Genomic DNA, 12783 nt, shown 5'->3' on the forward strand with positions numbered 1-12783 from the left:
CACGGATGAAACGCCTTACCGAAACCGGCAGTGCCGCCCTGCTCAACGCCGATCCGCTCTGGTACAAGGACGCGATCATCTACCAGCTCCACATCAAGTCCTTCTACGACGCCAACGGCGACGGCGTGGGCGATTTTGCCGGGCTGCTGGCCAAGCTCGACTACCTAGTCAACCTGGGTGTGGACACGGTCTGGCTGCTGCCGTTCTATCCGTCGCCGCGACGCGACGACGGCTACGACATCGCCGACTACCGCAACGTCCACCCCGACTACGGCACGCTGGCCGAGGCGCGCCGCTTTATCGCCGCGGCGCACGCGCGCGAACTGCGCGTGATCACCGAGCTGGTGATCAACCACACCTCCGACCAGCATCCATGGTTCCAGCGCGCGCGCAACGCCAAGCCCGGCTCGGCGGCGCGGCGCTACTACGTGTGGTCGGACCATGACCAGGCCTACGCCGGCACCCGCATCATCTTCTGTGACACCGAGAAGTCCAACTGGAGCTGGGACCCGGTGGCGGGCGCCTACTTCTGGCACCGCTTCTACTCGCACCAGCCGGACCTGAACTTCGACAACCCGCAGGTGCTCAACGAGGTGCTGTCGGTGATGCGCTACTGGCTCGACATGGGCGTCGACGGGCTGCGCCTGGACGCGGTGCCCTACCTGGTCGAGCGAGAAGGCACCAGCAACGAGAACCTGCCCGAGACCCATGCCGTCATCCGCCATATCCGCGCCCACCTGGACGCGCGCTTCCCCGGCCGCATGCTGCTGGCAGAAGCCAATATGTGGCCTGAGGACGCGCAGCAGTACTTCGGCCTGACCGGCCCGGAGCCGGAAGGCGACGAATGCCACATGGCCTTCCACTTCCCGCTGATGCCGCGCATGTACATGGCGATCGCGCGCGAAGACCGCTTCCCGATCACCGACATCATGCGCCAGACGCCGGAGGTGCCGCCCAACTGCCAGTGGGCCATCTTCCTGCGCAACCATGACGAACTGACGCTGGAGATGGTGACCAGCAGCGAGCGCGACTACCTGTGGGAGGTCTACGCCACCGACCGGCGCGCGCGCATCAACCTGGGCATCCGCCGCCGGCTGGCGCCGCTGATGGAGCGCGACCGCCGCCGCATCGAGCTGATGAACAGCCTGCTGTTCTCGATGCCGGGCACGCCGGTGATCTACTACGGCGACGAGATCGGCATGGGTGACAACATCCACCTGGGCGACCGCGACGGCGTGCGCACGCCGATGCAGTGGTCGCCCGACCGCAACGGCGGCTTCTCGCACGCCGACCCCGAGCGGCTGGTGCTGCCGCCGCTGCAGGGGCCGCTGTACGGCTACGAGGCCGTCAACGTCGAGGCGCAGGCGCGCGACCCGCATTCGCTGCTGAACTGGATGCGGCGCATGCTGGCGCTGCGGCGCAAGCACCGTGCCTTCGGCCGCGGCGCGCTGCGCTTCCTGTTTCCCGGCAACCGCAAGATCCTGGCCTACCTGCGTGAATACGAGGGCGAGCACATCCTGTGCGTGGCCAACCTGTCGCGCGCGCCGCAGGCGGTGGAGCTGGACCTGTCTGCCTTCAACGGCCGCGTGCCGGTGGAGATGATGGGCGCCACGCCGTTCCCGGCCATCGGCACGCTGACCTACCTGCTGACGCTGCCGCCCTATGGCTTCTACTGGTTCGTACTCAGCGACGAGGCACAGCCGCCGTCGTGGCACGTGGAGGCGCCTGAGCAGATGCCAGACCAGATCACCCTCGTGATGCAGAACATTGGCCGGCCGGAGCTGACCGACGCCTCGCGCCGCATCATGGCCAGCGACGTGCTGCCGCACTACATCGGCCGGCGCCGCTGGTTCGGCGCCAAGCACGAGCGCATTGAGCGCATCGACCTAGCCTATATGCTTCCATTTGCGCGCGGCAGTAGCGGCGAAGATGTCTACCTGGGTGAGGTCGAGGTGGTCCTGCCTGGCCGCACCGAACGCTACCAGCTGCCGCTGGGCATCCTGTGGGACCGGGAGAGCGCCGACAGCGTGTCGCAGCTGGCACACGGCCTGTCGATGGCGCGCGTGCGCCAGGGCAGCCGCGTGGGGCTGGCCACCGACGGTTTCGTGGTCGAGCCCTTTGCGCGCGAGGTGGTGCGCGCGCTGCGCAATGACGTGCAGATGCACGCCGGGAACGACATCATCCACTTCCGCGCCGAGCCCGGCCTGGCCGCGCTGGAACTGGAACTGGAGCGCGCCCCGATCGAATACATGTCGGCCGAGCAGTCCAACAGCTCGCTGTCCTACAACAACACCGCCGTGCTCAAAATGGTGCGCCGGGTCTCTGGCGGCATCCACCCCGAGGCCGAGATGACGCGCTACCTGACGGCGCAGGCTTATGCCCACGCGGCGCCGCTGCTGGGCGAGGTGGTGCGCACCGGGCCAGATGGCGTGCCGCATACGCTGATGCTGCTGCAGGGCTATGTCCTGAACCAGGGCAATGGCTGGGACTGGACCCTGGACTACCTGGGCCGCGCCATCGATGACGCGCTGCCCGCGCAGGAGAGCGAGGACGAGTTTGCCGAGGCCATGAACGGCTACGCCGCGCTGGCTGGCACGCTCGGCCGCCGGCTGGCCGAGCTCCATGCGGTGCTGGCACGGCCCACCGGCGACGACGCCTTCGCGCCGTTGCCGGCCACCGAACGTGATGCGCGCGCGTGGGCCGGGCAAGCCCTGCGTGCGCTGCAGCGCGCGCTGACGCGGCTGGAGCCTCTGCCCGCCACCGTGCCGGGACCGGTGCGCCAGGCCTGCGAGACCGACGTGCAGGCCCTGATGGCCGCGCGCGACGCGCTGCCCGCACTGGTCGAACAGCTCTCCGCCGCCGCGCCTGGCAGCCTGCAGACGCGCATCCACGGCGACTTCCACCTGGGCCAGGTGCTGATTGCGCAGAACGACACCTACCTGGTCGACTTCGAGGGCGAGCCCGGCCTGCCGCTGGACTGGCGCCGGCGCAAGACCTCGCCGTTGCGCGATGTGGCCGGGCTGCTGCGCTCGCTGGACTACGCCGCGGCCACGGTCGGCACCGACCGCCAGGAGCGCACCCACAGCGAACTGCCGCCGCAGCTGGCCGAACGCCGCGCGCTGCTGCTGGAGCGCTTCCGTACCACCGCCAGCGAAGCCTTCCTGAACTGCTACCACCAGCACATGCAGGACTCGGGCACACCCTGGGTCGCGCCCGGCCAGCTGCAGCCGTTGCTGGACCTGTTCCTGCTGGAACGGGCGGCCTATGAGGTCGACTACGAAGCCGCCAACCGCGTGGCGTGGATCGACCTGCCGGTCAGCGGCCTGGCGCGCCTGCTGCGCAAGCTGCTGGCGCCGGGAGACCAGCCATGACCCCCGCCCATGGTACGAAGCCTGGCATGCTGCCGGTCCACGAGCTCGAGGCCTTGCTCGGTGCCCGCCACCATGACCCGTTTGCCGTGCTGGGTCCGCACCCTGACGGCGACGGCACGCTGGTGCGCGTCTGCCTGCCGGGGGCGACGTCGGCGCAGCTGACCGATGCGGGCGGCACGCCACTGGCGGAGATGGCGCTGCTGCACGGCGGCGGAGTCTTCGCCGCGCGGCTGCCACGCGAATACAAGGGCAGTGCGCCCGATTACCGGCTGCGCGTGCAATGGTCCGACGGCACCGGGCAGTGCAGCGCCGACCCTTACGCCTTTGGCCTGCTGCTGGGCGAACTGGACCTGCACCTGATCGCCGAGGGCCGCCACTTCGAGCTGGGCGCCTGCCTGGGCGCGCAGTGGCAGCGCGTGGACGGCATCGACGGCGTGCGCTTTGCCGTGTGGGCGCCGAACGCGCAGCGGGTCTCGGTGATCGCTGACTTCAACGGCTGGCACCCGGCGCGGCACCCGATGCGGCTGCGACACCCCAGCGGCATCTGGGAGCTGTTCATCCCCGCCGCGCTGGGCGCGCAGCCCGGCAGCCGCTACAAGTACGACCTGCGCGACCCGCACGGCACCGAGCTGCCGGACAAGGCCGACCCGCTCGCGCTGGCCACCGAGGCACCCCCGGCCACCGCCTCGGTGGTGACCGGACCGGACCAGGGCGCGCCCCCCTTCGCCTGGCATGATGCCGACTGGATGGCGCGCCGCAGCGCCGCTGATCCCTATGCCGCGCCGATGTCGGTCTATGAAGTCCATGCCCTGTCGTGGCTGCAGGCGGCCAACGACCCGCAACGCGGCTGGGACATCCTGGCCGAGAGGCTGGTGCCGTACGTGCAGGAACTTGGCTTTACCCATATCGAGCTGCTGCCGATCACCGAGCACCCGTTTGGCGGCTCCTGGGGCTACCAGCCGCTGTCACTGTACGCACCCACCGCGCGGCTGGGGCCGCCGCAGGCCTTCGCCGCATTTATCGACCGCTGCCACCAGGCCGGCATCGGCGTGATCCTGGACTGGGTGCCCGCGCACTTCCCGACCGATCCGCACGGGCTGGCGCGCTTCGACGGCACCGCGCTCTATGAGCACGAGGACCCGCGCGAAGGCTTCCACCAGGACTGGAACACCCTGATCTACAACCTCGGCCGCAACGAGGTGCGCGGCTTCCTGCTGGCCGGCGCGCTGCACTGGCTGGAGCACTTCCACGCCGACGGCCTGCGCGTGGACGCGGTCGCATCCATGCTCTACCGCGACTACAGCCGCGAGCCCGGCCAATGGGTGCCGAACCGCTTCGGCGGCCGCGAAAACCTGGAAGCCGTCGACTTCCTGCGCGAACTGAACGCCGTGGTCCACGAACGCTGCCCCGGTGCGCTGACCATCGCCGAAGAATCCACCGCGTGGCCCGGCGTGACCGCCAGCGTCGCCAGCGGCGGGCTTGGCTTCGACTTCAAGTGGAACATGGGCTGGATGCACGACACGCTGCATTATCTCGGGCACGAGCCCGTCCATCGCGCCTGGCACCACCAGGACATGACCTTCGGGCTGGTCTATGCGTGGTCCGAGGCCTTCGTGCTGCCGCTGTCGCATGACGAGGTGGTGCACGGCAAGGGCTCGATGATCGGCAAGGTGCCCGGCGACGAGTGGCAGCGCTTTGCCGGCCTGCGCGCCTACTACGGCTTCATGTGGGCGCACCCGGGCAAGAAACTGCTGTTCATGGGCGGCGAGCTGGCGCAGTGGCAGGAATGGAACCACGATGCCGAGCTTGACTGGGCCTTGCTGGACCACCCCATGCACCGCGGCGTGCACACGCTGGTGCGTGACCTGAACCGCCTCTACCGCGAGCTGCCTGCGCTGCATGCGCTGGATCACCGCCCGGAAGGCTTCCATTGGGTAGTGGGCGACGACAACCACAACAGCGTGTTCGCGTGGCTGCGCCGCGCGGGCCCATACAGCCGCGAGGTGGTACTGGTGGTGGTCAACATGACCCCGGTGCCGCGCCATGGCTACCGGCTCGGGGTGCCGTACGCCGGTGCCTGGCAGGAATGCCTGAATACCGATGCCGCCGTGTATGGCGGCAGCAATGTCGGCAACGGCGGCGCGGTAGCGGCAGTGGACGTGCCTTCGCACGGGCAGCCGGCTTCGCTCGCGCTGACGCTGCCGCCGCTGGCCACGCTGGTGCTGCGCTTCGATCCGGGTGGCGGCATCCAGGGCGCATCGCCATGAGCCGCCAGTTCGCGGACCGGCTGCTGCCGGGCAAGCCGTATCCCCTCGGGGCCCACTGGGACGGCCTGGGGGTCAATTTCGCGGTGTTCTCGGCCCATGCCTCGCGCATCGACCTGTGCCTGTTCTCCGACAACGGGCGCAAGGAGCTGGCGCGCCTGCGGCTGCCGGAATGCACCGACGAGATCTGGCATGGCTACCTGCCCAATGCGGCGCTCGGCACGCTGTACGGCTACCGCGCGCACGGCCCCTACGATCCCGCGCACGGCCACCGCTTCAACCCGCACAAGCTGCTGCTGGACCCGTATGCGCGCCAGTTGAGCGGCCCGGTGCGCTGGTCCGATGCGCTGTTCGGCTACCGCCTGCAAAGTGCGCGCGGCGACCTGACACCGGACCGCCGCGACAGCGCCCCCACCATGCCCAAGGCGGTGGTGGTCGACGAAAGCTTCCACTGGGGCGACGACCGCCCGCCCGCGGTGCCGTGGCCGTCCACGGTCATCTATGAAGCCCACCTGCGGGGCCTGTCGATGCTGCGCGACGACCTGCTGCCCAACCTGCGCGGTTCCTTCGCCGCGCTGTGCGACCCGCGCTTTATCGACCACCTGGTGCAGCTCGGCATCACCACCGTCGAGCTGCTGCCGGTCCACGCCATCCTGCAGGACCGCTTCCTGCTGGAGCGCGGACTGCGCAACTACTGGGGCTACAACACCATGGCGTACTTCGCGCCCGAGCCCGCCTACCTGGGCACCGGACAACTGCAGGAATTCAAGGTGGCGATGCGGCGCCTGCACGCGGCCGGCATCGAAGTGATCCTGGACGTGGTCTACAACCATACCTGCGAGGGCAACGCGCTGGGGCCGACGGTGTCGTGGCGCGGGCTGGACAACGCCAGCTACTACCGGCTGGTGCCGGGCGACGAGCGCCACTACATCAACGACACCGGCTGCGGCAATACGCTCAACCTGTCGCATCCGCGCGTGCTGCAGATGGTGATGGACTCGTTGCGCTACTGGGTGCAGTGCTACCACGTCGATGGCTTCCGCTTCGACCTGGGCACCACCCTCGGGCGCGAGGGCAATGGCTTCGATGCGGGCTCGGGCTTTTTCGATGCGCTGATGCAGGACCCGGTGCTGAGCCGCGTCAAGCTGATCTCCGAGCCGTGGGACCTGGGCCCGGGCGGCTACCAGCTTGGCAACCACCCGCCCGGCTTTGCCGAGTGGAACGACAAGTTCCGCGACGTGGCGCGCCGCTTCTGGCGCGGCGACGCCGGCCACCGCGGCGAACTGGCGGCGCGGCTGGCGGCCTCGGCCGACCTCTTCGACCGCCGCCACCGGCGCCCGTGGGCCAGCATCAACTTCATCACCGCGCACGACGGCTTCACGCTGGCCGACCTGGTCAGCTACAGCAACAAGCACAACGAGGCCAACGGCGAAGACAACCGCGACGGCACCGACGACAATGCCAGCGCCAACTGGAGTCCCGACGGCAGCGTCGAAGGCCCCACCGACGACCCCGCCATCCTGGCCTGCCGCGCGCGCGTGGCGCAGGCGCTGATGGCCACGCTGCTGCTGTCGCAGGGCACCCCGATGCTGACCGCCGGCGATGAATGGGGCCGCAGCCAGCAAGGCAACAACAACGCCTACTGCCAGGACGACGAGATCTCGTGGCTGGACTGGAAGCAGGCCCAGACGCCCGGCGCGCAGCCGCTGCAGCACATGGTGCGCCGCCTGCTGGGCCTGCGCCGGCGGCTGCACTCCCTGGCCGGCGACCGCTTCGCGCACGGGCGCGAGGAGCCGGCGCGGGGCATTGCCGATATTGCCTGGTTCGATACAGACGGCAAGCCGCCCACGCCCGAGGAATGGGCCGACCCGGAGATCCGCACGCTCGCGCTGCGGCGCGCGGCAGCGCCGCCCCAACCGGAGCGTGCGCAGCTGGGCTCGCTGGCTCAAGAGGAGGAGACCGATGCCGACACCGTGCAGGTGACCTTGCTGCTGCTCAACGCCGGCGATGCCGATGCCTCCTTCCTGCTGCCCGAGCCCGCGCTGGCCTGGACGCTGCTGTTCGACAGCAGCCGGCCCGACGCCACCGAGGCCGAACTCGCGGGTGAGGCGGTCGCCGACAGCCAGGTGGTGGCGGGCCACTCGCTGGTGCTGCTGGCGGCCCAGGCGCGCAGCCGCCAGAGCGCGCCCCAGGAAAGCCCGCCCCTGGGCGCGCCGCAGGAGGTACAAGCGTGAGCCGGCGCGCCACCCGCCACGACGCGCCCACGCCGCTGCATGCGCTGGCGCTGTGCGCGGGCCTGCTGCCCCGGTGGACGGATGCCTGGAACCAGCCCCAGACTGTCTCCGACGCCGCGCTGCGGCGCGTGCTGGACGGCCTGGGCCTGCCCGGCGCCACCACTGGCCAGTGCGAAGCGTCGCGCGCGTGGCTTGCCTCCGATGACGCCGCGCATGCACTGCCGCCGCTGGTCACCGCCGAGCGCGGCAAGCCGGTGGCGGTGCCGTGGCCGCATACGCTGCCGCAGCGGTCCTACCGCATGACGCTGGAAGACGGCGCCATCGTCACTGGCACCGCGGTGCGTGGCAACCATGACAGCGCGCGCAACAGCGACGGCACCATGCTGCTGCCTGCCATCGACGTATGCGGCTACCACCGCCTGGAACTGGGCGATGCGCACACCGTGCTGGCGATCGCGCCGCCGCGCTGCTACGGCGTTGCCGATGCGCTGCGGCACGCCGGCCGCGCGGGCGAACTGAGCCGGCCCTGGGGCCTGGCAGTGCAGCTCTATGGCCTGCGCCGCGGCGCGCCCTGCGGCATGGGCGACCTGAGCGCGCTGGCGCAGTGCTGCATCAGCGCGGCCGGCGCCAGCGCCGACGCGGTGGCCATCAATCCGCTGCACGCCGGCTTTGCCGCCCTGCCCGAGCGCTATAGCCCGTATGCGCCGTCCAGCCGCCTGTTCCTGAATCCGCTCTATGCCGACCCCGCCGTGCAATTCGGGCAGGCCGCGGTGGACGCGGCCGTCGCCGCGCTCGGCGCGGGCGAGGCGCTGCAAGCGCTGGAAGCCCGCAGCGAGATCGACTGGATCAGGCTGACGCCGCTGCGCTACGCCCTCCTGCGGTGGCTATGGGAGCGCAGCGAAACGCTGCTGCCGCGCGCGGCGCTCGATGACTGCGCCGCCTTTCGCGCGCGCGGCGGCACTGCGTTGCACGCGCACGCCTGCTACGAAGCCATCCAGGCCCGGCGGCTGGCCGACAGCGCCAACGGCATGAACCACAACGCCGCGCCTGACTGGCGCTGCTGGCCGGTCACGCTGCGCTCGCCCGGCGATGCCGCCGTGACGGCCTTTGCACAGGCCCATGCCGATGAGGTCACCTACCACGCTTTCCTGCAATGGATCGCCGCCGACGGCATGGCACGCGCGCAGCGCGCGGCACGCGGCGCGGGCATGGCGGTCGGCATCGTTTCCGACCTGGCGGTGGGCGCCGACCCTGGCGGCAGCCAGGCCTGGACGCGGCAACAGGAGATCCTGGCGGGCTTCCATGCCGGCGCGCCGCCGGACCTGTACAACCCGCTCGGGCAGGACTGGGGCGTGGCGGTGTTCTCGCCGCGCGGGCTGCGCCGCCGCGGCTATGCGGCCTTCCTGGAGATGCTGCGCGCCAACCTGGCCCATGCCGGCGGGCTGCGCATCGACCATGTGCTGGGGCTGGCACGCATGTGGCTGGTGCCGGCCGGTGCCCCGGCCAGCGAAGGCGCCTACCTGCGCTATCCGCTGCAGGATCTGCTGCGGCTGGTGGCGCTGGAATCATGGCGGCACCGCGCGATCATCATCGGCGAAAACCTGGGCACGGTGCCGCCGGAGCTGAATGCGGCGCTGTCGGCCCGTGGCGTGCTGGGCATCGACGTGCTGTGGTTCCAGCGCGAAGAGCGCGCGCCAGCCGATGCCGCGGAGGCAGCTCAGCGGGTGCCCGCCCCTGCGCCCGACGCCGTGCCGGCCTTCCTGCCTCCCGCAGCCTGGCCGCCCGATGCCGTCGCCACCACCTCGACGCATGACCTCCCCACAGTCACCGGCTGGTGGGCCGGCCGTGACCTGGCGTGGCGCGACCGGCTGCACCTGCTGGCGCCCGGCGAAACCCTTGCAGTGATGCAAGCCGGCCGTGCGCGCGAGCGCGGCGCGCTCTGGCAGGCGCTGTGCGAAGCGGGGCTGTGCAGCGGCGCCGCCGTGCCGGGCCCTGCCCATGCCCCGCTCGATGCCGTGCTGGCGTGGCTGGGCACGGCGCGCACCGCCATGCGCCTGGTGCCGCTGGAAGACCTGCTGGGCGAGGCCGAGCAGCCCAACCTGCCCGGCACCACCAGCGTCCATCCCAACTGGCAGCGCCGGCTCGATGCCGATGTACGTGCGCTGTTCGATACCCCGGTGGTGCGGGCGCGGGCTGACGCCTTGCGCGGCGGCCGGCACGGCGCACGCCATCCGCCGCCGCGCGCGTAGCCATCGGTCGCCCGCAATAAGTGCCGCCTGCAAGACCAGCGCCGCGATCTCCCTGCAGGGATTGCTCCATCCACTAAGCTTGACGCACGCACATGCGCAGGAGCCTCGCCATGAAGGAATCTATCCGGCCCGAGCATGCCGATGACACCCGTACCGCCCTCTCCGGCGCCAGCCTGCGCCGGGCCTTCCTCGACCACGTCTTCCATACCCAGGGCAAGCTGCCCGGCCACGCCAGCCAGAACGACCTCTACCAGGCCGCGGCGCATACCGTGCGCGACCGCCTGGTGCAGCGCTGGATCAGCACCGCCGAGGCCTACCTGGGCCAGCCCTCGCGCACCGTCGCCTACCTGTCGGCGGAGTTCCTGATGGGCCCGCACCTGGGCAACAACCTGATCAACCTGGGCATCTTCGACGAGGTGCGCGAGGCCATGGCCGCTGCCGGGCTGGATCTCGACCGCATCCTGGAGCAAGAGGTCGAGCCGGGGCTGGGAAATGGCGGCCTGGGCCGGCTGGCGGCCTGCTTCATGGATTCGCTGGCGACGCTGGAAATCCCCGCGCTCGGCTATGGCATCCGCTACGAATACGGCATCTTCCAGCAGACCATCATCGACGGCATGCAGGTGGAATCGACCGATACCTGGCTGCGCAACGGCAACCCCTGGGAGATCCAGCGCTCAGAGTGGGCCGTGCAGGTGCGCCTGGGCGGCCACACCGAACACTACACCGACGACCGCGGCCACTACCGCGTACGCTGGGTGCCGGCCAAGACCGTGGTGGGTGTGCCGTTCGACTCGCCGATCCTGGGCTACCGCGTCAATACCGTGAACACCCTGCGGCTGTGGCGCGCAGACGCCACCGAGGCCTTCGACTTCCATACCTTCAACCGCGGCGACTACCTGGGCGCGGTCAGCAAGAAGGTCACTTCCGAGAACCTGACCAAGGTCCTCTACCCCAACGACGAGACCAGCCAGGGCAAGGAGCTGCGGCTGGAGCAGCAGTACTTCTTCGTCGCCTGTTCGCTGCAAGACATGCTGCGGCTGCTCGCCGTTGACGGCATCCCGGTGACGCGCTTCCACGAGAAGTTCGCGGTGCAGCTGAACGACACCCACCCGGCCGTGGGCATTGCCGAGCTGATGCGGCTGCTGGTCGACGACCATGACCTGCCCTGGAACGAGGCCTGGCACATCACGCAGAATGCCTTTGCCTACACCAACCACACACTGCTGCCCGAGGCGCTGGAGCAGTGGCCGCTGCCGCTGTTTGCCCGTGTGCTGCCGCGCCATCTCGAAATCATCCTGGAGATCAACGCGCGCTTGCTGGACGAGGTGCGGATCCGCTTCTACGGCGACGAATCGCGCCTGGCGCGGCTGTCGCTGATCAATGAGTACGGCGAACGGCAGGTGCGCATGGCCAACCTGGCGTGCGTGGGCAGCCACGCCATCAACGGCGTAGCCGAGCTGCACTCGCGCCTGATGCGCGAGGACGTGCTCAAGGATTTCTACGAGATGTGGCCGGAGAAGTTCACCAGCATCACCAACGGCGTGACGCCGCGGCGCTGGCTGGCGCTGTCCAATCCGCGCCTGACGCGGCTGGTGTCGGAGGCGATCGGCGACGGCTGGATCTCCGACCTGGCGCAGATCCGCGCGCTCGAGCCATATGCCGAGGACGCGGGCTTTCGCGAACAATGGCACGCCGCGCGGCACCAGAACAAGGTGGCGCTGGCCGAGCTGGTCCGCGACACCACCGGCGTGGTGGTGGACCCGTCCTCCATGTTCGACGTGATGGTCAAGCGCATCCACGAATACAAGCGCCAGCACCTGGCGGTGCTGCATGTGATCGCGCTGTACCACCGCATCAAGTCCGACCCCGGCACCGAGGTCCAGCCGCGCACCTTCCTGTTCGGCGGCAAGGCTGCGCCGGGCTACGCCTATGCCAAGCTGATGATCCGCTTCATCACCTCGGTGGCCGACGTGGTCAACCGCGACCCGCAGATGCGCGACCGGCTCAAGGTGGTGTTCCTGCCCAACTTCAACGTCACCTACGGGCAGCGCATCTACCCGGCGGCCGACCTGGCCGAGCAGATCTCGCTGGCGGGCAAGGAAGCGTCCGGCACCGGCAACATGAAGTTCGCGATGAATGGCGCGCTCAATATCGGCACCATGGACGGCGCCAATATCGAGCTGCGCGAAGCAGTGGGCAACGACAACTTCTTCCCGTTCGGCCTGACCGCGCCGGAAGTCTATGCGCTGCGTGCAAGCGGCTACGACCCTGCCGCCTACTACCACAGCAACCCGCAGCTGCGCGCGGTGATCGACCTGGTCCAGCAGGGCTTCTTCTCGCGCGGCGACCCGGCGCTGTTCCGTCCGCTGTTCAACCCGCAGCAGATGCACGATCCCTACCTGCTGATGGCCGACTTCGCCTCATACATCGAGTGCCAGGAGAAAGTCTCGCAGGCCTTTGCCGAGCCGGCGCGCTGGCAACGCATGTCGGTGCTGTCATGCGCGCGCTCCGGGCGCTTTTCATCGGATCGGGCGATCCGCGAGTATTGCGAGCGCATCTGGCACATCGAGCCGGTGCCGGTCCGGCTGCTGCACCGCGCCAGCGGCGCGCCCTGGCAGGGTGAATCTCCGGTGCGCGCCGCGTAAGCGATGTGACGGGCACTGCG

Annotated in this window: 5 protein-coding genes; all 5 read left to right on the forward strand. The window is 69.8% G+C overall.

What is annotated here, in order from left to right; translation table 11 throughout:
- Positions 1 to 5: 5 nt before the first annotated feature.
- Entirely contained in the window at positions 6 to 3371 is a 3366-nt protein-coding gene (gene treS, locus AC1Q7H_RS25290) for a maltose alpha-D-glucosyltransferase (RefSeq protein WP_492381870.1), read from the forward strand.
- On the forward strand, positions 3368 to 5638 hold the full coding sequence (gene glgB / locus AC1Q7H_RS25295; protein WP_492381871.1) for a 1,4-alpha-glucan branching protein GlgB: 2271 nt from the start codon (positions 3368 to 3370) through the stop codon (positions 5636 to 5638). Before treS ends, glgB begins: the two co-directional genes overlap by 4 nt.
- Entirely contained in the window at positions 5635 to 7869 is a 2235-nt protein-coding gene (glgX, locus tag AC1Q7H_RS25300; protein WP_013953208.1) for a glycogen debranching protein GlgX, read from the forward strand. Before glgB ends, glgX begins: the two co-directional genes overlap by 4 nt.
- Complete coding sequence (gene malQ, locus AC1Q7H_RS25305) at positions 7866 to 10118, forward strand: 4-alpha-glucanotransferase (RefSeq protein ID WP_492378022.1); 2253 nt, start codon at positions 7866 to 7868, stop codon at positions 10116 to 10118. The genes glgX and malQ overlap by 4 nt, the downstream gene beginning before the upstream one ends.
- A 110-nt stretch (positions 10119 to 10228) precedes the next feature.
- Positions 10229 to 12763 (forward strand): glycogen/starch/alpha-glucan phosphorylase, encoded by a 2535-nt coding sequence (locus AC1Q7H_RS25310; RefSeq protein WP_013953210.1) that lies wholly within the window; start codon positions 10229 to 10231, stop codon positions 12761 to 12763.
- Positions 12764 to 12783: the final 20 nt, after the last annotated feature.

The sequence above is a fragment of the Cupriavidus sp. GW823-FHT06D04 genome, assembly GCF_058795055.1.

Coding starts and splice junctions, on each gene's coding strand:
- glgB (WP_492381871.1), top strand. CDS start 3,368: ATGACCCCCGCCCATGGTACGAAGCCTGGCATGCTGCCGGTCCACGAG.
- AC1Q7H_RS25310 (WP_013953210.1), top strand. CDS start 10,229: ATGAAGGAATCTATCCGGCCCGAGCATGCCGATGACACCCGTACCGCC.
- glgX (WP_013953208.1), top strand. CDS start 5,635: ATGAGCCGCCAGTTCGCGGACCGGCTGCTGCCGGGCAAGCCGTATCCC.
- treS (WP_492381870.1), top strand. CDS start 6: ATGAAACGCCTTACCGAAACCGGCAGTGCCGCCCTGCTCAACGCCGAT.